General features: G+C 40.6%; 19 protein-coding genes and 1 pseudogene. 11 read left to right on the top strand and 9 right to left on the bottom strand.

Annotated elements, in window-relative coordinates; translation table 11 throughout:
* Positions 1 to 86: 86 nt before the first annotated feature.
* The 7 genes from catA to E0H82_RS12920 form a co-directional block, all read right to left on the bottom strand.
* Positions 87 to 1,007 carry a catechol 1,2-dioxygenase gene (catA, locus tag E0H82_RS12950; RefSeq protein ID WP_131265173.1) on the bottom strand — a complete coding sequence of 307 codons (921 nt, stop codon included), beginning with the start codon at positions 1,005 to 1,007 and terminating at the stop codon, positions 87 to 89.
* Positions 1,008 to 1,150: 143 nt separating this feature from the next.
* Positions 1,151 to 2,212 carry an NADH:ubiquinone reductase (Na(+)-transporting) subunit F gene (locus E0H82_RS12945; RefSeq protein ID WP_131265172.1) on the bottom strand — a complete coding sequence of 354 codons (1,062 nt, stop codon included), beginning with the start codon at positions 2,210 to 2,212 and terminating at the stop codon, positions 1,151 to 1,153.
* 12 nt (positions 2,213 to 2,224) lie between these two features.
* Complete coding sequence (locus E0H82_RS12940; RefSeq protein WP_131265171.1) at positions 2,225 to 2,590, bottom strand: phenol hydroxylase subunit P4; 366 nt, start codon at positions 2,588 to 2,590, stop codon at positions 2,225 to 2,227.
* Positions 2,591 to 2,664: 74 nt separating this feature from the next.
* Entirely contained in the window at positions 2,665 to 4,203 is a 1,539-nt protein-coding gene (locus E0H82_RS12935; protein WP_131265170.1) for an aromatic/alkene/methane monooxygenase hydroxylase/oxygenase subunit alpha, read from the bottom strand.
* A 64-nt stretch (positions 4,204 to 4,267) separates the two neighbouring features.
* On the bottom strand, positions 4,268 to 4,537 hold the full coding sequence (locus tag E0H82_RS12930) for an MmoB/DmpM family protein (protein WP_086185130.1): 270 nt from the start codon (positions 4,535 to 4,537) through the stop codon (positions 4,268 to 4,270).
* 12 nt (positions 4,538 to 4,549) lie between these two features.
* Positions 4,550 to 5,554 carry an aromatic/alkene monooxygenase hydroxylase subunit beta gene (locus E0H82_RS12925; protein WP_131265169.1) on the bottom strand — a complete coding sequence of 335 codons (1,005 nt, stop codon included), beginning with the start codon at positions 5,552 to 5,554 and terminating at the stop codon, positions 4,550 to 4,552.
* 18 nt (positions 5,555 to 5,572) lie between these two features.
* Positions 5,573 to 5,863, bottom strand: a complete 291-nt coding sequence (locus E0H82_RS12920) for a phenol hydroxylase subunit (protein WP_131265220.1) — start codon at positions 5,861 to 5,863, stop codon at positions 5,573 to 5,575.
* 392 nt (positions 5,864 to 6,255) lie between these two features.
* On the opposite strand from E0H82_RS12920, the gene mobR reads away from it, so the two are divergent.
* From mobR to E0H82_RS12900, 4 genes are all read left to right on the top strand, one after another.
* Positions 6,256 to 7,941, top strand: coding sequence for a phenol degradation transcriptional regulator MobR (gene mobR / locus E0H82_RS12915; protein WP_131265168.1), 1,686 nt, complete (start codon positions 6,256 to 6,258; stop codon positions 7,939 to 7,941).
* 357 nt (positions 7,942 to 8,298) lie between these two features.
* A complete protein-coding gene (locus E0H82_RS12910; protein ID WP_131265219.1) occupies positions 8,299 to 9,525 on the top strand; it encodes an efflux RND transporter periplasmic adaptor subunit in 1,227 nt (408 codons plus the stop codon).
* A complete protein-coding gene (locus E0H82_RS12905) occupies positions 9,522 to 10,745 on the top strand; it encodes an ABC transporter permease (RefSeq protein ID WP_131265167.1) in 1,224 nt (407 codons plus the stop codon). The genes E0H82_RS12910 and E0H82_RS12905 overlap by 4 nt, the downstream gene beginning before the upstream one ends.
* On the top strand, positions 10,738 to 11,451 hold the full coding sequence (locus tag E0H82_RS12900; RefSeq protein WP_131265166.1) for an ABC transporter ATP-binding protein: 714 nt from the start codon (positions 10,738 to 10,740) through the stop codon (positions 11,449 to 11,451). Before E0H82_RS12905 ends, E0H82_RS12900 begins: the two co-directional genes overlap by 8 nt.
* Positions 11,452 to 11,464: 13 nt before the next feature.
* Here E0H82_RS12900 and E0H82_RS12895 read toward each other — a convergent pair whose 3' ends face one another.
* Both E0H82_RS12895 and E0H82_RS12890 read right to left on the bottom strand, forming a co-directional pair.
* Positions 11,465 to 12,847, bottom strand: a complete 1,383-nt coding sequence (locus E0H82_RS12895) for a heavy metal sensor histidine kinase (RefSeq protein ID WP_131265165.1) — start codon at positions 12,845 to 12,847, stop codon at positions 11,465 to 11,467.
* The gene (locus tag E0H82_RS12890) at positions 12,844 to 13,515 is read right to left on the bottom strand and encodes a heavy metal response regulator transcription factor (protein ID WP_131265164.1); all 672 of its coding nucleotides are present in this window, start codon (positions 13,513 to 13,515) and stop codon (positions 12,844 to 12,846) included. The genes E0H82_RS12895 and E0H82_RS12890 overlap by 4 nt, the downstream gene beginning before the upstream one ends.
* 106 nt (positions 13,516 to 13,621) lie before the next feature.
* On the opposite strand from E0H82_RS12890, the gene E0H82_RS12885 reads away from it, so the two are divergent.
* The 7 genes and pseudogenes from E0H82_RS12885 to E0H82_RS12855 all read left to right on the top strand — a co-directional run bounded on the left by E0H82_RS12885 (position 13,622) and on the right by E0H82_RS12855 (position 21,087).
* Positions 13,622 to 14,110: a GlcG/HbpS family heme-binding protein gene (locus tag E0H82_RS12885; RefSeq protein ID WP_171458292.1), complete on the top strand. Its 489-nt coding sequence runs from the start codon at positions 13,622 to 13,624 to the stop codon at positions 14,108 to 14,110.
* 10 nt (positions 14,111 to 14,120) lie between these two features.
* Entirely contained in the window at positions 14,121 to 14,522 is a 402-nt protein-coding gene (gene uraH / locus E0H82_RS12880; protein ID WP_131265162.1) for a hydroxyisourate hydrolase, read from the top strand.
* A gap of 123 nt (positions 14,523 to 14,645) precedes the next feature.
* A pseudogene (locus E0H82_RS12875) lies at positions 14,646 to 15,264 on the top strand (IS5 family transposase); the annotation flags it as partial.
* A 330-nt stretch (positions 15,265 to 15,594) separates the two neighbouring features.
* Positions 15,595 to 16,125, top strand: a complete 531-nt coding sequence (locus E0H82_RS12870) for a hypothetical protein (RefSeq protein WP_131265161.1) — start codon at positions 15,595 to 15,597, stop codon at positions 16,123 to 16,125.
* A 185-nt stretch (positions 16,126 to 16,310) separates the two neighbouring features.
* Positions 16,311 to 17,759, top strand: coding sequence for a TolC family protein (locus tag E0H82_RS12865; RefSeq protein ID WP_228258661.1), 1,449 nt, complete (start codon positions 16,311 to 16,313; stop codon positions 17,757 to 17,759).
* The gene (locus E0H82_RS12860) at positions 17,756 to 19,900 is read left to right on the top strand and encodes a type I secretion system permease/ATPase (protein WP_131265159.1); all 2,145 of its coding nucleotides are present in this window, start codon (positions 17,756 to 17,758) and stop codon (positions 19,898 to 19,900) included. The genes E0H82_RS12865 and E0H82_RS12860 overlap by 4 nt, the downstream gene beginning before the upstream one ends.
* Entirely contained in the window at positions 19,897 to 21,087 is a 1,191-nt protein-coding gene (locus E0H82_RS12855; RefSeq protein ID WP_131265158.1) for an HlyD family type I secretion periplasmic adaptor subunit, read from the top strand. Before E0H82_RS12860 ends, E0H82_RS12855 begins: the two co-directional genes overlap by 4 nt.
* Positions 21,088 to 21,258 lie beyond the last annotated feature (171 nt).

Below are 21,258 nucleotides of genomic sequence, written 5' to 3'. Positions count from 1 at the left end.
AAAATCCTTTTCAATGATGTTGTTATTACAAAGATTGATGTCATGGATAGCGCACCAATAAAACGCTCATTGGTGCGTATTTTGCATTAAGCACTCACACGGCGACGATCGACCTCTGTCGATGGTGCTTGATCAACTTCTTTGACCAATTCGAAATTAAAAGTGATGTGTTTAAAGGGTTTGTCTAGATTGAATTTTGACATTTCTGTTGAATCGGTAACATCGGTTGCGGTTGCAACTAATCCATCACGTGTTGCAAAGGCAAAGTCATCCCAAAGGTATTGATCCCCCTCAATGTTAAATTGGGTGGTAAGTTTGCGATAACCCGGAGCCGAGACAAAATAATGAACGTGAGAAGGGCGATTACCATGACGACCAAGCTTATTCAGTAAGGCTTGTGTGGTGCCTTCTGGCGGACAGCCATAGCCTACTGGCATGGTGGTTAAAGCAGTATATTTGCCATCTGCATCGGTAAAAATGGTACGACGCAAGTTGAACTCGGATTGTGATTTATCAAAGAATGAATAATTGCCTAAACCATTGGCATGCCAAACTTCAACTTTCGCATTTGGAATAATATTTCCATTCGTATCAGTGACTAGACCCTCTATCACTAAGGTATCGACATGGTCTGACTCAGAGCCATCATCCATACGTGCAAAACTGACGGATTCAGGTGCGCCAGCCACATACAGTGGGCCTTCGATGGTTCGCGGTGTTCCCCCTGTAATTCCTGCCTTAGCATCGGCTTCATCCGCGCGTAAATCTAGATAATGTTCTAAGCCTAAACCCGCAGCGAGTAATCCAAGTTCATTCGCTTGGCCTGCATCGGTTAGGTATTCTAGACCTTTCCAAATTTCAGTTTGAGATAAATCTAAATCTTCAATGGCTTGAAAAAGATCACCCAGTAAACGGACAACAATTTGCTGCACACGCGGGTTTACTTCACGTATCGCAGTATCTACATTCATTTGTTTTACTAATGTGTCGATTTCTTGACGGTTCATTTTTATCTTCCTTTTTTATCGTGTAATTGTTCCGAATACTCTGAAACGGACATGAAACAGAGCATCCGAAAGGGGGAGAACCAAGTAAAATTGGTTCTATGTCTAGAAAGTCTTAAAACATTTCAATCAGCGTTGTGATGTTGCTATATGTGTCTAAATAGCGCTGAGCGAGAGGCTGTTGTTGCACCATCAGCGGCACTTAAGAAGCGTTCGGTATGAATATCTTTTTCAAAGAGACGACTTTGCATCAGTGTTGAAATAGCTGCATCAATCATGGGTGGCGGACCACATAAATAGGCTTTATGGCCACTGCATTTATTTTCAAAATAATCTGCCACCGCTTCATGTACAAAACCTGTAAATCCTGTCCAGTGATCTTCTGCTTTGGGCGCATTCAGTGCAGGAATGTAGCGGAAGTTTGGATAGTCTTTTACAAGCTTTTCAAAGATTTCATGGTTATACAGTTCAGATACATCACGCGCGCCTTGGAAAAGATAGATGGTACGTGTATCACCTTGTTCCAAAAGATCCAAAATCATGGATTGTGGACTAGATAAACCAGAACCGCCCGCAATAAAGATGGCATCTTTTTCATCGGATTTACGCACAAAAAACTGCCCATAAGGTCCTGAAACCTGAAGTTCATCACCCACTTGCAGGGTTTCGTGTACATAGGTGGTGGCTGCACCGCCTTGTACCTGACGAATATGCAATTCAATAATGCCTTCTTCACTTGGCGGATTGGCAATTGAAAATGCACGCGTCCCTTCAATATTTGGCAATTGAAGATTGATGTATTGACCAGCCTGAAATTCCATTGGACGGTCAATCTGTAAACGTACGCTTTTAATGGTCGGTGACAGTTGCTTGATCTCTAAAACTTTGGCTTGGTAGTCTTGTACCAAGTAACCCAGAAAATCTTCATCTTCATCAACATCGGCTTCAATCACCATGTCTGATTCAGGCTTGCAACAGCAAGCCAAAACCTTATTTTCTTCGCGTTCAATGTCCATCAGTGCAAAGGGTGAGGCTTCACCGACATCATAAAAACCGTCAGTGACCTGAACTTTACAGGTGCCACATGTGCCATGACCACAGGCAAAGGGCAGCCAAACACCTTGGCGTAAGGCCGCATCTAAAATGGTTTGATCTTCTTCCACTTCAATGGTCATGCCTACAGGTTCAATCGTGACTTGATAACTCATGATATTTCTCCCTTATACATGCGTGCCGTTGTAGCCATTTAAACCGGGCGTCACAAAGCGCAATAGCGATTTATGATCAAAATCTAAATCAGCCAATGTCTTAGTAAAATCAACATCTGTTAATAATTGACGATTCAGAGTGAATTGCACTTTTGACCAATCGATATGTTCAAAGTCTGGGTGTTGATTGAAACCCGCTTGAATTTGCTGATCAATCAAGTCTTGTAAGCTTTGTTGTGGCGAAACTACAAAAGCATGTGCGGCACAAAACAGCGTGTGATGATCCCATCCCACATAAAGCAACATGTTGTCGCCATAATTTTTTTGTGCATCGCGTGCATCAAATTCATAGTTTTTTTGAATCGCTTGTACTGGCATGAGAAAACTCCTAAATTCCTTGGGTGAAGTCATCTCGAAATTTTTATTTATGAGATGACTTCTGATCCTTTTACTTATGCAACGTGACCTTTCCATTTTCTCCAACGTTCTTGGTCTGGAGAGCCCTCAATATCCATGTTGTCTGCGCCAACATTGAAGTTGTAATAGTCACGTAAAATACTTTCTAAATCGGGACCGCCACAGTTGCCTTGTAAAATTTGGTTCACTGGCAACCACGCTTGAATGTATTTTTCAGGTTCACGTTCAAAAATGTCATGACAGCCGTCTGAACAAGTGTGGTAACGCTCGCCTTTATAAATACTGTCACGGTAACTGAACATGGTTGGGTCGCCATCCATTTCAGTAAAGGTCATTGGAATCTGACAGATTTGACACAGTTGCGGTAAGCCATTGCTATAGAAGCGTTTACCTTCAGCTTCTAACTTACGCGCCAGCTCCCATTTCGGACGGTAATATTTATCAAAGGTGTCTGGATATTTCTCAGATAACCAATCCATTTCTTCATCGGTTGGAATCCATGTATGGAAGCCAGCAGCATGGCCAAAGTTATAGAAAATCCACCATGCTTGATGTGAAATATGCTCTTTTTCTTTCACAATCACGTCTGAATATTTCGGCATACGAATACCGTAACGGCTGAGGTCTTTAAACAATGCGCCGCCCGCTTCTTCGAAATAGGTTTCCCATGCTTCTTTCCAAGACATCACTTTGTTTGGCAACATGTAATCCATCATCATGCCGACAATAGACAGCAGGCGAGTACCGCGCCAGAACCATTTATCAATCCATTCCTGAACAATCGGCACGTTGTCTTCATGTTGTTCCAGTAGGAATTTTACGATTTCCAAACCTAAGGTCATGTGACGTGCTTCATCGGACTGCGCACTAAAACCAAAGGTCACGGTTGCCATATCACCATTGTAGGCCGCACCTGACATAAACGGCACGAACAATAAGTTGGTGAGTACATATTCAAAAGAGAAACTAATCGCCAGTAAAAATTCGAATGGGCCTGCTGAACGCGCATCTTCAAAGAATGATTTTGGTACAGAGAGATACCAAACACGGTCATGCATATGCGCCCAATCTTGGAAACCATCAAAGAATTTGTTGTAATGGCTCATGGCATGAATTTGTGTTTGGACATGACGCAATTCATCAATTGATTGCATTTGTGAGGCAATTCGTGCGCCGATTCCGCCAAATTGGCGACCTACATGCGCATAACCTTGGTACGCTTGATATTCCAATGGCGTTACGGCAGTTAAAAATAGTTTAATGGCATTTAAATAGCGTTCATTACTGACATTCATTTGACCATTGTTTTGTGAAAATGCATCAAAAATGGCATACAGTTTTTTCTCTTTTTCTGACTGATATTTCCAGTACGAATCCATGGTTAAACGGAATGGGTCTTCCCATTTTGACCAATCGGTAATTTTAATGCCTTCAAACTCTTCATATGGAAAAGCCTCTTTACGATCTGCGTAGGAAAAATCCCAATCTAGATCACGGGTCAGCATACGATAACGGTCTTTCGCATTGAGTTTTTTTGTTGCTGTTTTTGTCGCATTTTGTGCTTGGCTATTCATCTTGACCATCCTTTTCAATCTGTTGAAGCGATCGGCTTCTTGTATTTATTTCGTCTGTGTAGGACTAATTCCACTGCAAAGTAAAAGTGTCATCATCTTCATCAACGTTGCCACCTAAGGTGATCATGTTGAGTTGCAATTCTTGAATGTCCCAATCTTGTCCTAGTTTTTCAGAGACAGTTTCAGCGCGAACCACTAATTTTCCGAGGTTTTCCACACGAATCATGGCAGGAAGGTATTGAATGGTAGCTTCTGGGTTATCTTGCTCAATCGCTTCAATGATGTAGCGTGAGGTATCGTTATCTTGTAATGCCAAATAAACTTTTGAGCTCATGTCTGCGTATCCTTATGCAACCGATTCTAATTCAAGGGTTAAACCCGCTTTTTTACTGCGTTCTGCAATAACGGCTAAGCCATTGTCGATAGATGTGGCCCCAAGTGCGGTCGTGGCCCATGCACTAAAAGCTTCTGTGACTTGAGGTAAAAGCGTATTGATCCAACCTTGAATTAAGGCTTTATTTTCTTCTGATTCAGCAACGGCTGTTTTTAAAACAGGGTCTGACCATTTGCGTAAATCGGTTAAACAGTCCTTCATAAATTCAGTCAACATCGCCACATCACGTGCGCCGTGCTCAACTAACCATTGATCCAGTTCACCGTAAACCAGAGCTTGCATTAAGCTGTCGATGATTAGGGTTTGTAGAACGTACAGTTTGAACCAATCGTGTTCAGTTAAGCTTTGTTCACACAGTTTACGGAGTGGTTGCCAAGCAGAATCATTCATCCAGCTATCTTTGGCTTGCTGTAATGCTTCACCAGTATTGCCATCAATGAGTAAGCCAATACGAGAGAGATATTGCGCCATACCCAAACGATCCATGGCTGCATAAATACAAGCTTGGGTAATCACGGTGCCATAACCATAGGCACTGCCTGACATCATGTGTAGATTGGCGGTTTGCTCGATATAACGGAATGGCAATAAGCAAGTGATGATTTTTTGTTTCACTTCATCACTTAAGTTTTCCACCAAAGCGCGTTTTTCAAAAAATGAATAATTACCTTCCGCGGTCTCTTGTAAACGCGCACGATGCTGTACATATGCACCATAATAAAATTGGCGCGGATCTTTAAACGCATACCAATCTTGCATCTGCAAAGCAGTATGGGTGTGATCATTTAAAGTTTTGTCTGGTTTCCACATGGGACGATAGTGAAAATTGGTTGCCCCTTGTACATCAAAACTCACTTCTTGATAACGCGTCGCTGGCTTTTTACCAAAACGACGTTCGATATAGGCGTAGGTTTGACGAATCGGTTCGAGGTTGGAGGTTTTAATTTCTAAAGTCATCACGATTTCCTTATAGGCTTAAGATTGATCTTCTTGATCTAAATGTTTACGAACTTGGCTCAGGACTGTTGGTTCAACGCCATAACGCCATTTATCTTCCTGAGCGTCATTCCATGCTTGCTGTTCAGGAGTCATTTCAACAACATGGTTAATTTCACAAAAATGCTGAAAGGCTTGTTGGGGAAGAATGAGTTCGACAAAAAGTGTTGGGTCGTGGATTGCGAAGTCAAATTCAACAAACTTGGCATGACGGTCGCCTGTTACACGAATGTATTTGGTGAGTTGGTCATGTTGTAGCGCTTGAGTCATTGGAATCATCCTGTTATCTCTACACTGAAATCATTTCAGTGATGCAACCTTGCATTTATTGATAGAGATATATCAAAACTCATGCCAACTTTGATTAGTTATTATTAATCAATTGTTTATGTTTTTTATCTGCTTTTTTTATATTATTTGAACGATAAAAATTCATGGAATGATGAACATAAAAATGTTTGATTTCATCAAATAATGAATGGTTAGGTGGGGAATTTGAAAATACTTTTTATAGGTCTAGTGATTTATATCTATATGATTTTATAAGTTTAATTTAAAAATACCTTAGAGGTATAAAGTTATGACAATAAGGAAGTAAAGCTTTTTAGTGAGAAGTGGGTAAGATAGGGGGGAGACCTATAGCCAAGGATGGATATTCAGTCATGCCTCAAGCCAAAGATGCGAATTTTTATACTCAAATTTTGGAGAAAAACAAAGATATTCAAGATTTACTGGATAAAATTCAGTTTGATAGTCAGCATGGAAAAATTTGGTTTGAAGAAAACCGTATGCTGCTGATGCATACCAGCATCATGGGTTTTTTAAGAAAAGATTTGTATAACATGTTGGGTTGGGAACGGACTAAGCGTTTTTTTATTCGTTTGGGTTATCAGGCGGGTGTGAGGGATGCAGAAGTAACCTCTAAATTACGTCCGAATTTAAATGAAGCTGAAGCATTTATGGCTGGACCGCAAATGCACGGTATTCGTGGCATGGTTCAAGTTGAAGTCAATGAACTTCAATTAAGTCATGATGAGCATGAATTTTATGCGGATTTTAACTGGCGAAATTCATTTGAAGCGGAAGTTCATTTAAGTGAGTTTGGTGCTTCGGAAGAATCGGCTTGTTGGATGTTATTGGGTTATGCCTGTGGTTATACCAGTTTGGTCATGGGGCAAACCATTATTTATCAAGAAACCCATTGTGTTGCCAAAGGGGATGATTGTTGTCGAATTATTGGTAAACCTTTAGATGAATGGGAAAATGCCGACGAGCTGATCCAGTTTATGTCACCCGATCCAGTGTCTGATGAATTAATTGCCTTACAGGCGGAACTGAATGAGTTAAAGAAAAATATCTATACGGATATAGAAGCAGACTACACCATGTTCAATTCTATTGGTGAATCAGTTGCATATCGTAAAGTCTGTGATCTTTTGAAAAAGGCAGCAGGCAGTAAGGTTGCTGTATTACTGCAAGGCGAAACTGGGGTGGGTAAGGAAGCTTTTGCCCGAGGGATTCATGAAGGTAGTTCCCGTAAAGGGCAGCCATTTGTTGCTGTAAACTGTGCCTGTATTCCACCAGATTTAATTGAAGCGGAACTTTTTGGTGTCGAAAAAGGCGCATTTACAGGTGCAACGCAAACTCGGAGTGGAAAATTTGAACGTGCTCATCAAGGAACTATTTTTTTAGATGAAGTGATTGAGCTTTCACCACGTGCCCAAGCCGCTTTATTGCGGATGTTACAAGAAGGAGAGTATGAGCGAGTCGGTGATCATCAAACTCGAAAGGCTGATGTACGTCTGGTTGCAGCCACCAATGAAAATTTGGAACAAGCTGTGAAAGAGGGGCGATTCCGTGCCGATTTATATTATCGATTAAACATTTTCCCTGTCATTATTCCGCCGCTACGTGAGCGCCGTGATGATATTCCGTTATTGATTACGCACTTCTTATCGCGTTTTGAAAATATGTATGGAAAGACTTTAAAAGGTTTAAGTGACAAAGCCAAAAACTTTGTGATGACTTATGAATGGCCCGGCAATATTCGTGAACTTGAAAATTTATTAGAGCGGGCGACCTTACTGACGGATCATCAGCAGGAAATTAAACTTAGTCATTTGTTTCCGCAGATTAAACAAGATATTGAAACAAAGCCTGAAAAAGTGGACTTAGAGGCAGTAATAAAAGAAGGCTTTTGTTTGGAAGACCATGAAAGGCAACTGATTTTTATTGCAATGCAAAAAGTGAATCATAATGTTTCTGAAGCAGCCCGGGTATTGGGTATTAGCCGAGCGGCTTTGGATTATCGCTTAAAAAAGCAGGCTAGTAATGCTAAGAAAGCGTAGATTTCAATGAAGCATGAGTTATTCCATTTGCCTTGAATTCACGTGATAAATCTAGTCATGGGCTGCACGTTTGGGTAATCCATAATACTGTTTTCAGCGAATAATCTATTGAGATTGTGTTTGAGATAGATACCAAACTGTGGACAATAGATTTCAGCTTTAACCCGTATTGATCTGCTAGCATTGGTTGGTGCATAGTGATATGTAAAGTAAATTGGCTTTTAATAAACCTAACATTTTGAGCTGACAAAAATTCATTATACTCAGTATTTGTATCCATGAAAAAAATTACACGTTCAACTAAAGAACAATGATTTGATTTAAAAAATTTCCTTTAATCTGGCTTGGAGAATGGAATTGCTTGTTACCCGCTATAAGCCTTGGATCATAATCATACTACTGGTTTTGGTCGTCAGTTTTGCTACATATCGCTGGTGGCAAGGGCCATTGTTACCTAGTTATGAAGTCGTATCTAGTCCATTGATTCAGACAGTTGTTGCTTCAGGGCGGGTAGAGAAAGTATCTCGGACTCAGATTGGTAGTGAAATTACAGGGGTTGTTCTTGAGCGCTTGGTTCAAGAGGGGGATCGGGTCTCTCGAGGGGATGTTCTTTTAGTACTGAAATCTGATGAAATTTCAGCGCAGGTGCGGCAGGTAGAAGCTGAATTAAAGGAACTCGCAACCACTAGACGTCCGCAAGCAGAAGTCGATTTAGCGAATGCCAAAGTGCAATTAGAACAGGCTCAAAGAGAGGCGGTACGCAGAAGGAATACCGAATTAGGAATATTATCAGCAGAGGAAAGGGAGAAATCGATAGAGGCAGAAAAACTCGCTCGTAATAATTTGGAATCAGCTCGATTAAAAGTTGCTTCACTTGCCCCAGATAAAGTTGAAGAGACAAAATTACGTGAGCGACTCGCTGCACTACAAGCGCAACTCGCCAAGACCAAAATTCGTGCAGAAGTTTCAGGTATTATTTTAACCCGTAATGTTGAGCCAGGGGATCTGGTACAACCGAGTCAGACTCTCTTCACTATTGCACTGGATGGTGCGACTGAAATACGAGTGCCATTTGATGAACGAAATTTACCACTGCTGGCTTTACAACAAAAAGCAGCAGTGATTGCGGATGCCTATCCAGATCAACCTTTTCCTGCCCATATTAATTTTATTGCCCCAAGTATTGATGCTCAACGTGGCACAGTTGACGTCCGATTAACAGTTGACCCAGTCCCTGATTTTTTGCGTCAAGACATGACGGTATCGGTAAATGTTGAAACCAACCAGCGCGAGCGAACCGTGGTCATTCCAAATGATGCTTTAAGCAATATAAGTGGAAACAAGGCTATGGTTATTTTAGTAAGAGATAGAAAAATTCAACGTCATCCTATCACACTGGGTTTACGTGGTTTGGTCATGTCGGAAGTTGTAGCTGGATTGAAAGAAGGTGATCACGTCCTTACCGATGCAGAATCGGTGCTTAAAGATGGAACTCGTGTCCGAATAGAGCAAACTAAACGTGTTTTGCAGAATCAAACGGATCAGACAAATAGCAAAAATGAATTACCGGTGAAATTCGATTGAAAAACTTTTTTGGGCGACTTTGGACAGAGTGGACCATCGCAATCAGTTTTTTGCGAGAGGGTCGCATACAGTCGATGATGATTACCATTGGCGTCGCGGTGGGGGTAGCGGTCATTGTGTTCATTAGCGCCTTAATTCAGGGTTTACAATCGAATATTGTAGAAAGGACTTTAGGGACGCAGGCGCATATTCGTTTGCTCTCACCAGATGAAGTGAATCACATTGTGCCACCAGCAGCAGGAACACTTCAGTTGTTACAAGAAGATAAGCGTTCGCAACGCTTACGCTCTATTAATAATTGGCAGCAGATTACTGAGAATTTAGATCAGTTGCCGGTGTTGACGGCGGTTTCTCCTGTGGTCTCTGGTCCTGCATTTGTACAGCGTGGAGATGCGATTCAATCGGTTGCTTTGGTTGGTATCAATCTTGAACGTTATCAACAGATTATTCCGTTAAAGCAATATATGGTGAGTGGTGAACTACGGGTCAGTGCGGATAATGTATTAATTGGGCGTCAATTGGCCAAAGATTTGGGTGTGCAAGTCGGGAGCAAATTAAGGTTAGATACTGGGCAACAGAAAAATGCGGTGGTGAACATCTCTGGAATATTTGAACTGGGCGTGCGTGAATTGGATGCGCGCTATGTTTATCTGGATTTGAAACAGGCGCAATCTTTACTTAATTTGCCGGGTGGGGTGACCGTGATTGATCTGACGATTCAGGATATTTTTAAGGCGGATCAAATTGCCTCACAAGTCGGACGCCTAACAGGATTAAAAGCAGAAAGCTGGATTGAAACCAATGCTCAATTAATGAATGCGATTACTGCTCAGAGCCTTTCGACCAACATGATTATTGTTTTTGTGGGGATTTCAGTCGCTTTTGGTATTGCCAGTGTGATGTCGGTGAGTGTGGTGCAACGGACTCGGGAAATCGGTATTTTACGTGCGACGGGGGCGACACAAGCGCAAATTTTAAGAGTTTTCTTATTTCAGGGGGCAATTTTCGGTCTGCTTGGTTCGATGCTCGGTAGTGTAGTCAGTTATGGTCTGATCTGGGGGTTTAACCAGTTTGGTCCTGGCTTGTTTTATATTTCGATTTCAATCAAGCTTATCTTGTCGGCATTATTCTTGGCGACTTTGACGGGTGTTTTGGCTGCCGCAGTACCATCCCGTCGGGCGGCTGCACTCGATCCTGTGGAGGCAATTCGTCATGTCTGATTCATCTCAGGAAGTACTGCGTTTAGAAGCATTGCGAAAGTCCTACAACGTTGGGCAACCTAATGAAGTGGAGGTGTTACATGGAATTGATCTGTGTATTCAACGGAATGACTTTGCTGCATTAATTGGTCCTTCTGGTTCAGGCAAAAGTACTTTACTGAATATTCTTGGTTTATTAGATCAGCCTAGTCGTGGTGAGTTGTACTTGTTGGGTCAGGCGACAAGCCGTATGGATGATACGGCTCGGACAGCGTTACGTGGCAACAGTATAGGTTTTGTGTTTCAGTTCCATCATCTTATACAGGCCTTTACGGCCTTAAATAATGTACTCATGCCATTAATGCTGAAGCAAGGTAAGCCAGATCAATCTGCGTTGCAATATGCCCATGAATTATTGGCCGCCGTAGGCTTAGATAAGTTCGCTGACCGTAAACCGAATGAGCTTTCTGGCGGGCAGCAGCAGCGCGTGGCGATTGCACGTGCACTGATTACTCAGCCTGCACTATTGTTGGCCGATGAACCGACAGGTAATTTGGATACTCAAACTGCCGCGGAAATGTTTGAATTATTTCGTAAAGTACATCGCGAACATGACTGTGCAGTCCTTTTGGTGACTCATGATCCTAGATTATCGGCAACCTGTGATCGAACCATTAATCTGGTGGATGGGAGAATTCAGAGTGATTCCAGACACGAGATGAAATGAGTGCGAATGTGGGTTACTCTTCTGGGAATAGCAGTTCAAAACATATACCTTCTGCGCTATTGACTGCCTGATACATTCCCTGATGAAGCGTCAAAATGGATGCCACAATCGATAGGCCTAAACCGCCCGTTTGATGAGGGTTTTGTCTGCTGGAACTGCACTGATAAAAACGCTCAAAGAGATGAGGTAAATGCTCAGGGGCAATTTCTAAACCACTGGTGATCACAGATAATGTAATCATCTGCATATTATTAATGTTCTTTCTGTGGCTAAGTACATAAATAGTTCGGTGATTGCCGCCGTGAATGAGCGCATTTGATATCAGATTATACAGCGCTTGTTGTAACAGTTCTGGATCTGCCGATAACTCAGTCGCTTCAAGCCTTAAAACAAAATTGCAGTGTTGTTCTTCAGCTTGATACTCGAAAATACTGAATATATCTTCTATAAATGATTGAAGTTGAATCTTCTGTTTGTTTAAGCGAACTTTGTGTGCATCTGCACGGGCGAGAAATAACATGCTGTCAATCATTCGTTTTAAACGTTGATAGTCCTCCAAGTTGGAAATCAAGAGTTCCTGATACTGTGCGGGACTACGTTCATTCATGAGTAAAATTTCAGTCTGTCCAATTAAATTATTTAATGGGGTTCTAAATTCATGTGCAATGTCTTCAGAGAAGCGATTCAGTTGGCTATATCCCATTTCAATACGGTCAAGCATGGCGTTGATATCGGATGCTAGTTGTTCAATCTCTTGAGGGGGATGAATCAGATTGAGTCGCTGCTCAAGTTTGTGAATATTGATGGCATGAGTCTGTTCTCGCAGAGTTCTTAATGCGTTTAATCCCAGACGGCTAGCAATGGCACAGAGTATGAAAATGGCCAAGATGCCTGTAAATACATAAATGAAAAGACGTTTTTGAAAAGGCGAGATGATGGCTAAACGTTCAGACCACTGTTTGCCTGCAATTAACACATAGGGCTGCTGATTGATTTGAATGGTTTTCCAAGCAATACGCGTGGGGTAAGTATGAGCCGATAAATCTTGGAATTGAATTTGGGGCTGATGAGTAAATTCAGGCAGAGGAATGCCAAGAGGATTGATGTTGATGAGAATCTGATTGTTCTGAATCAATAAAAACAAATTATCCTGATTTCCCAACATGTTTTGATACAGCTTCGGGCGAGCGATAATCTGTTCAATATTGCTACTGTCTTGCAGCAAAATTTCCAGTCGCTCAATTCGTTCAACCAAAGCCCGATCTTGCTGAGCAATTAAAATCTGGTTGATACCCAGATAGGTCATAAATGCTACAGCGCACAAGACCATTGCAGCACACCCTGTAACCAAGAGCGTTAATCGGAGTTCTAAAGAGCGAATGGGCTTGAACATTATGCTTCAACCGAAATTTTATAGCCCAAGCCACGGACAGTATGAATTAATTTTATCTCATGCCCCTCGTCAATTTTACTGCGTAAGCGTCGTACCGCGACATCAATAAAATTCGTATCGGTATCAAAATTGATATGCCAAACTTCGGAAGCAATTTGCCTACGCGTAATAATTTCATTTGGGTGCCGCAGCATAAAATGCAATAAATTAAATTCTTTTTTACTGAGTTCAATTAACTGCTCATGTCGCCAAACTTTATGATGGATTAAGTCCATTTTTAAGTTGCCCATCCATAACTCATTTTCCTGAACATACTGTTGCCGTCTCAGTAAGCTTTTAATACGCGCCAGTAATTCAATATAAGAAAAAGGTTTGGCCAGATAGTCATCGGCACCCAGTTCCAGACCTTTGACCCTATCAATAATCTGGTCTTTGGCAGTGAGAAAAATCACGGGTATATGGGAAAATTGACGCAATACTTTTAAGACTGCCCAGCCATCAATATCGGGCAACATCACATCTAATATGACCAAGGTATAAGGTTGCATTTTTAGTTTTTCCAAGCCTTCGAGCCCTGAATGAACACATTCAGCGGCATAGCCAGATTCATTTAAGCCCTTCACCAGATATGAGGCGATCTTCACTTCATCTTCGATAATTAGAATACACATTTTGCTCAGACTCATTTTGAAGATGACAACTTTGTAATGTGATTGTCATGCTTCAAATCATTCAGGTTGTATAAGATTTTGTAAAACTTAATTCGGGGCAATCATGATGAACAACCTCAAAGGGCTTGTTTTAACAGTAATGCTGATGAGTAGCAGTACTTTTGCACAAACCGTTCAATTGAATCAAGTTTATTCACTCGATTCCAAAGCTGCACACATCCTTGTTGATGCCGCAGTGGCTGCTTGTCAAAAAATACAGCACAACATTGCTGTGGTTGTGGTTGATCGGGGAGGAAATACCTTGATGGCGAGTAGGCATGAAAATGTCGGCCCCCATAATTTGGGCGCAGCCGAAAAGAAAGCCTATACCGCTTTATCGACCAAAACAGCGACCTTGCTGTTAAGTCAAAATGCCCATGAAAACAGTGATGCAAAAAATTTAACCACTTTATCTAATTTGCTGTTGTTAGGAGGTGGTTTACCAGTGCGTTATGAAAATCAGGTGGTCGGTGCAATTGGGGTTGCGGGTGCAGGAGGCGCCCAAAATGATCAGTATTGTGCTGAGGCAGCCATTCAGTCTAGTTTTAATCGTTAAGGATTCCATTATGTTTAAGCAATTTTTACCACTCTCAACACTGTTATTGACATCAATGACGTTTGCACAAAATAACCCATTAAGTGTGCATGTGTTAAATCTAGAAAATGGTTTACCTTCTGCTGATGTTGAAGTGGTGCTTGAAAAGAGTTCTGGCAATCACTGGGTGAAGTTGAATCAGCAAGTTACAGGACCAAATGGTCGTATTACGGCACTTTTTCCTGAAAATCAGCCGTTAGCGCAAGGGATTTATAAGGTTACGTTCAAAACAGAAGACTGGTTCAAAAAGAATAATCAGAGCACTTTTTTCCCAGAAGTCCCCGTTATCTTCAAAGTTGATGGCAGTGTCAGTCACTACCACATTCCCTTATTATTAAGCCCCTATGGATACTCGACCTATCGAGGTAATTGATAATCTAAAGGGCTGGTAAAACTAGCCCTTTTATTTGCCTATAATTAGGGTCTGTTGACATTTACTGTGCAAAAAATAGCGAGAAAGTAAAATTTAATCGCCAAACCAAATCTACCTCTAGCTATGCCCCAACCAATGCTGACTGATCAACACGGGTTAAAGCTGAAATCTATTGTTTACAGTTTGGTATCTATCTCAAATACAATCTGAGAAATTTTATCGAAGCAATTTTTTATAGAATTAGAACTGGCTGTCCTTGGCGAGATCTACTGGCATCTTTTGGTAAATCTAACATGATCTTTAAACGCTTCACTCGATGGTTTAAAGACAATAAGCGACTAAAGATATTTAAGTTATTGTCTGAGTATGCAGATCTAGAATAGGTATTTATTAATGCTACTCATATGCAAGCTCATTAACATGCGACAGGGCCAAGAATCAGGCTATTTCTAAAAGTATGGGTGGAACAGTTCTAAAATTCATTTGGCAATAGATTCAAATAGGAATCCAATTCAATTTTCAATTCATGATGGCTCAAGGCATGATGTGAAAGTCGCGCCTACATTGATTGATCAAATAGACTTAAAAGAGACTGATGTTCTCTGTGCTAATAAGGGATATAACTCGGAAGCACTGAGAGAACAAATAGAAAAAAACAGCAATCTAGACAAATATTCCAAAGAAATCAAATACACTATCGAACAATGAATACATGGATTGGTACTTATATAAAATCAGACACTGAGTTGAGAATACATTTGCAAGACGCAAGCAATTTAGAGGAATTGCTACACGCTATGACATGCAGTTCTGAGGAAATTCACTAAATTAGGTAGACCTTGTACTCAAGTTGTGCTTTGAATTTGAGTTATGTATTAGAACTTTAACATTTGAATCTTTATGTAAGAAAGCCTTTAAAAAACTATACTAAATTATTTAGGATTTGGGTTGTATAGTTTATTAAATGTTAATTAAAAAATCATATCTATATGTATTATATAATGAAATTATTTGAATAATTTTAATTTGTCTTGTAAGATAACGCTTGCATGTTTTATTAGAATTTCAATTCATGCACTTGAAACTTTATAAATTAAAACTCTATATAAAGAGAGAATCATGGCAAATTTTTTTAAAAGTATTATTTTTTACAGCAGTTGTAAGTCTTACAAATGCTGCTACATGGCAGAACGCCGGTACTTTAGCGAGTGGTAATTTACCTAAAGCCAATTGCGATGTTCGTTTAGCAGCCCCAACTCCTAATGCAGGAGTATATCGTTATTTATCAACTGTTGGGAAATATCAGATGCCATTGGATCTTAATTTAGATTTTTCAAACTATACGATTACACAACTTCAATTTTTTTTCGAATATGTTCCAAATAACAATTGGAATAATTTTTATCAAAGTTATTTGGCGGCACAGAAAAAATATCCATATCACATAGCAAAATTTGCGTTGACCATTTCAAAGTCGGGTAACTACTTAGTAACGTCTTCAATGGTAAATATGGTCTCAAGTAATGAGAATATATCAATTGGAACGCCAATACCATTTATCAGTTCTCATTCTTACATATTGACTCAAGAGCTTTGTTTGTAATTTATCTCCTATTTACTATTTAACTCACAGTAATCTTTGTATACATGATGATTACTGTGAGTTTTTATATGTAAGAATATACTCTATTGACAATATTGAAAAATATGTTTCTAGCTAACCCTTTTACAAAATAAAATTTCAATAATATGTATTGTACCAAACGAAAAAAACTCATCAAAAAAAGGATGTTATGCTTACTTTTTTTGCCATTGAATGCATGGGCGACATCGGTAGTAAATCTTGATGATTTAAAAAATCAGATACATCCCATCTTCACTTCTAGTCCAAATGATCGTGATCAGCAATTTGAAAAATCTAATTTATCTAATTTCAAAGAGAATCACCCATTTGATGCCAAATTGATTACAGCACCAAACACCTCCGTATCTTTATTTGGCACAACGAATTCAATCAATATCATGGATGCAGTACAGCAGGCAGTGTTGACACATCCCGATATTCAGCAACAAATTGCAAATTTTGCTGCACAAAATGAAAATATTGCAGTGGCACGCTCAGGATATTTCCCCCAGTTTTCTGGTGGGATTAATACAGGGGATATGACAACTGGTGAGCGAGGTCGACAGCTGATCAGTTTTAGTGCAACGCAAATGCTCTATGATTTTGGCAAAGTGAAATCCAGTGTAGATATACAAACGGCACGCTCATGGGGAGCGGAAAGCCAATTGTTGATCACTGTTGAAGATCTTTCACAGCAAGTGGCATCGACGATTGTGAACATCAAACGTTTACAGGAAATGGTGCGTATTGCTGAACAACAAATCATAGGGATTCAGCATATTGTTGAAATAACAAAATTAAGAGCCCGAGCTGGATTAAGTAGTCAAGCAGATCCAGTACAAGCACAATCTTACTTGGAATCAGCGCAAGCAAATTTAATCGTACAAAATTCCTTATTGATTCAATATCAACTGCAACTCCAAAACTTAATGAGTTTTGATATTCGTCAAAAGAATTGGGTTATCCCAGATAGCTTTGTGGTCCGTTCAGCTTTATATGTAGATCCAGAAATGAATCACATCCCTAAAATGCTGCAAGCACATGCTGAAATTTTGGCGGCTCAAGCACAGAAATTTCAGGCTAAACTCAGTCGTTACCCAACCCTTAATGTTAAAGGTTCGATGAGCCAAGCGGTTAATGGTCGAAATCCGAATAATAATGAAGACAATGGTTTCTATAGTTCGATCATGTTAGAGGCCAATAGTAATTTCTTTCAAGGTGGGGCGATTGCAGCTCAAACACGTTCTGCCAGTTATGCCGAACAAGCTGCTCGGGCGAAGTTAAATTCTGTGCATTTAGATACCTTGGATCAGATTCGTATCAGCCGTGAACAAATAGCGCATAAACAAGAACAAATGAAAGTTCTGCTGGCCAGACAAAGAACCACCATCAAAACCAAAGAACTCTATCAAGAGCAATATAAATTAGGGACACGTTCAGCATTAGATTTACTGAATGCCGAACAATCCATTCATATGGCAACTTCGGATATCGAAAATGCACGTTACGATATTTATAACAGTTTAGTTCAGTATATTGCGGCAACTGGGCGGGGCCGTGAAGTCTATGGACTAGAGCAAAAAAATTATTTGGGGAATGAAATCAAACCATGACAATGATAACAGATTACCAGCCATGGTTGCAGGCTGTACTGAATATTGCAAAACACTATCGAATAGAACCTTCCGAAGAACGAATTAAAATCCAATTAGAATGGAATCACAATAACAATCCTGAAGAGCTTTTATCATTTATAAGCCGACAAGTTGGTTTGCATCTTAAAAAAGGTAAAGTTACCCCGTCTCTGCTGAATCCATGGAGCTTTCCACTATTGGTGGAATTCAAAAATGGTCAAGTTGGTGTCATTCATCAGATGGATGCCGAAGGCAATATTGGTATTCAACTGAGTGGAGAGCAGGGGCTTTCACAACAGACGACTCAAAATTTGCTTTTAGCATCAACGCAAAACTTTTATCTACTTCGACCAGAAAAATCAGTTGCCGATCTGCGTGTTGATGAATATATCAAACCTTATCAAGAAAATTGGTTTTGGTCGATTGCACTGAAAGACTGGAAACGCTACCTAGATATTATGTTGGCCTCTTTGGTTGCCAATGTCTTGGCTTTGGCGACCATTATTTTCTCTATGCAGGTTTATGACCGTGTTGTTCCATCACAATCCATTCCGACGTTGTGGGTGCTGGCTGGTGGCGTACTGATTGCGGCGATATTTGAGTTTGTTTTGCGGATCTCGCGCATTTATTTATCCGATATTATCGGGAAGCGCGCAGATTTAAAAATTTCCGATCTTGTCTTTGGACATGCTTTACGCATCAAAAATGACCAACGTCCAAAGTCGACAGGGACTTTTATTTCTCAAATCCGAGAATTGGAAGGAGTGCGAGAATTAGTCACATCGACTACGGTGACTGCGATCGCGGATCTACCGTTCTTCTTTTTCTTTTTGGTAATTTTCTGGTTTATTGGTGGCAATCTGTTTTGGGTAATGCTGCTGGTCGTTCCTCTCATGATTATTCCTGGGCTATTGGCGCAAAAACCTTTGGCCAAACTTGCACAGCAGGGGATGAGAGAGTCAGCAATTCGCAATGCAATTCTGGTTGAAACCGTTCAGGGCGTAGAAGACATCAAACTGTTACGCGGTGAGTCACGTTTTCAGAACCAGTGGAACCACATGAATGAAGTCTCGGCAGAGATTAGCATGCAACAACGTAAAATTGTGGGTGTGCTATCGGCTTGGACACAAAAAATTCAAGGGTTAACCTATGCCATTGTCGTGCTTGTAGGCTGCTTTGCAGTGATGAAGGGTGAAATGACCACTGGTGCACTCGTCGCTTGTTCGATCTTATCTTCTCGTATGTTGGCCCCTATTTCTCAGCTTACAGGCGTGCTTGGGCGTTTCCAACAAGCAAAAGTTGCGAAAAAAGGATTGGATGAGCTGATGAAAAAGCCTGTTGATCAGGCAGCCCACGCACATTTTATTCATCGAGCAATGTTGAATGGTGATTATGATCTAGAAAATGTCATGTTTAAATATGGGCAAGATGATTCTAGACCCGTCATGCATATTCCTGAATTACAGATCAAGCAAGGTGAAAAGATCGCTTTATTGGGTCGCAATGGGGCGGGTAAATCTACACTATTACAACTACTTGCAGGGATGCAAACACCACAGCAAGGACTGATACATTTAGATCAATTAAATTTAGCATTGATTGACCCTGCCGATGTACGTCGTCATGTTGGACTCCTCAATCAAAATTCCATGTTGTTTTATGGCACGATTCGAGAAAACTTATTATTAGGTGCTCCCCTTGCAACGGATGAAGATCTATTGCAGGCGTTAAATATGGCCGGAGCTTTGAAGTTTGTACAAGAGAAGAAAGAAGGCTTAGATCATTTAGTGTTAGAAGGCGGAACAGGTTTTTCGGGTGGACAGCGCCAAGCACTCTTATTGGCCAGATTACTGGTACGACAACCCAATATTTTACTACTGGATGAACCGACAGCCGCCATTGATGATGTTGCGGAAAAAGAATTTATTGACCAGATGAAACAATGGCTTGGTGCACGGACTTTGGTGATCGCTACACATCGTCGAGCGGTGTTAGAGCTGGTTGATCGTATTATCGTGTTAAATGACGGCAAAGTCGTGATGGATGCACCGCGTCAGCAAATTATGAAACAACAAGAATCGCATATTCAGTATGCTGCAATCGTTGGAGAAAAGCGATGAATCAACAAGCAACGCAAAATTCACGTGCAGGATTTGTTTCACATTCTGAACCTGCTTTACCTAAGTCGAGTTTAGTGATTTGGATTGTTACTTTATGTTTGACAATTTTTTTGATTTGGGCGTGGTTCTTTAAACTTGAAGAAGTTTCTACCGGAACAGGTAAAGTGATTCCATCTTCAAAAGAGCAAGTGATCCAATCTTTAGATGGTGGGATATTAACGCATTTAGATGTAAAAGAAGGGCAAATCGTCCAGCAAGGTCAGGTTCTGGCTCAGCTTGATCCTACCCGTTTTGCATCCCATGTTGGAGAGTCGGCCTCGGTACTGCTGGCAGCTCAAGCCAGAGCAGCACGACTACAGGCGGAGGTGAATCAAACTGCGTTAGCCTTTCCTGCGAGTGTAAAAAAAGACCCTCACTTACTGCGCGAAGAAACAGCATTGTATCATGCGCGACGTAGTAATTTACAAGAATCGATTACTGGGCTGCAACATGCACTGAGATTGGTAGAAACTGAATTATCGATGACTGAGCCATTGGTTGCCAAAGGTGCCGCTAGTGAAGTTGAGGTGTTGCGTCTAAAACGACAAGCGACAGACTTAAACAATCAAATTCAAGATATACGTCATCAATATGAAGTCAATGCTCGAGAAGAATTAGCAAAAACCAATACCGAAATCGAAAGTCAACAAGCCGTGATAAAAGGTCGCTCGGACAGTTTGCAACGTACGGTGCTCAAAGCGCCAGTACGGGGAATTGTAAAACAAATCGATACCGTCACATTGGGTGGTGTCATTCCACAAAATGGAAAACTGATGAGCATTGTACCTATGGATGAGAAATTACTGGTGGAAGCTCGTGTTTCACCACGTGACATTGCATTTATTCATCCAAATCAATCGGCTTTGGTCAAGTTTACTGCTTATGATTACTCAATCTATGGTGGGCTTGAAGGTAAGGTGACCATTATTTCACCAGACACTATTCGGGATGAAGTAAAGCAAGATCAGTTTTATTACCGAGTGTATATTCAAACTGACCGTGATCAATTAGAGAATAAGGCTGGGCAGAAATTTGCAATCACCCCAGGCATGATAACCACGGTCGATATTCGTACCGGTGAAAAAACGATTCTCGACTATTTATTAAAGCCATTTAATAAAGCGAAGGAAGCGTTAAGAGAACGTTAGAATTGATTTTGAGATCAGATCCACAATTTTTTCAATTGTGGATTTTTTTGATTTTACGAATATTAAAAGTAATGAAGGTTAGAATAAAAATAATTAAATCATGGATATAGAATTAAATGATAGCTGCAATTTTAAGCATGAATATATAATTTAGGGTAAAAAGCAATCAGA

Source organism: Acinetobacter sp. ANC 4910, assembly GCF_004331035.1.
Taxonomy (GTDB): Bacteria; Pseudomonadota; Gammaproteobacteria; order Pseudomonadales; family Moraxellaceae; genus Acinetobacter.
This window is presented reverse-complemented; position numbering and strand designations above follow the sequence as displayed.

Bases quoted from the DNA above. Each gene is read 5' to 3' on its own strand.
- catA (WP_131265173.1), bottom strand. From the start codon at position 1,007: ATGAACCGTCAAGAAATCGACACATTAGTAAAACAAATGAATGTAGAT.
- E0H82_RS12945 (WP_131265172.1), bottom strand. From the start codon at position 2,212: ATGAGTTATCAAGTCACGATTGAACCTGTAGGCATGACCATTGAAGTG.
- E0H82_RS12940 (WP_131265171.1), bottom strand. From the start codon at position 2,590: ATGCCAGTACAAGCGATTCAAAAAAACTATGAATTTGATGCACGCGAT.
- E0H82_RS12935 (WP_131265170.1), bottom strand. From the start codon at position 4,203: ATGAATAGCCAAGCACAAAATGCGACAAAAACAGCAACAAAAAAACTC.
- E0H82_RS12930 (WP_086185130.1), bottom strand. From the start codon at position 4,537: ATGAGCTCAAAAGTTTATTTGGCATTACAAGATAACGATACCTCACGC.
- E0H82_RS12925 (WP_131265169.1), bottom strand. From the start codon at position 5,554: ATGACTTTAGAAATTAAAACCTCCAACCTCGAACCGATTCGTCAAACC.
- E0H82_RS12920 (WP_131265220.1), bottom strand. From the start codon at position 5,863: ATGACTCAAGCGCTACAACATGACCAACTCACCAAATACATTCGTGTA.
- mobR (WP_131265168.1), top strand. From the start codon at position 6,256: ATGCCTCAAGCCAAAGATGCGAATTTTTATACTCAAATTTTGGAGAAA.
- E0H82_RS12900 (WP_131265166.1), top strand. From the start codon at position 10,738: ATGTCTGATTCATCTCAGGAAGTACTGCGTTTAGAAGCATTGCGAAAG.
- E0H82_RS12890 (WP_131265164.1), bottom strand. From the start codon at position 13,515: ATGTGTATTCTAATTATCGAAGATGAAGTGAAGATCGCCTCATATCTG.
- E0H82_RS12885 (WP_171458292.1), top strand. From the start codon at position 13,622: ATGAACAACCTCAAAGGGCTTGTTTTAACAGTAATGCTGATGAGTAGC.
- uraH (WP_131265162.1), top strand. From the start codon at position 14,121: ATGTTTAAGCAATTTTTACCACTCTCAACACTGTTATTGACATCAATG.
- E0H82_RS12870 (WP_131265161.1), top strand. From the start codon at position 15,595: ATGCACTTGAAACTTTATAAATTAAAACTCTATATAAAGAGAGAATCA.
- E0H82_RS12865 (WP_228258661.1), top strand. From the start codon at position 16,311: ATGTTATGCTTACTTTTTTTGCCATTGAATGCATGGGCGACATCGGTA.
- E0H82_RS12860 (WP_131265159.1), top strand. From the start codon at position 17,756: ATGACAATGATAACAGATTACCAGCCATGGTTGCAGGCTGTACTGAAT.
- E0H82_RS12855 (WP_131265158.1), top strand. From the start codon at position 19,897: ATGAATCAACAAGCAACGCAAAATTCACGTGCAGGATTTGTTTCACAT.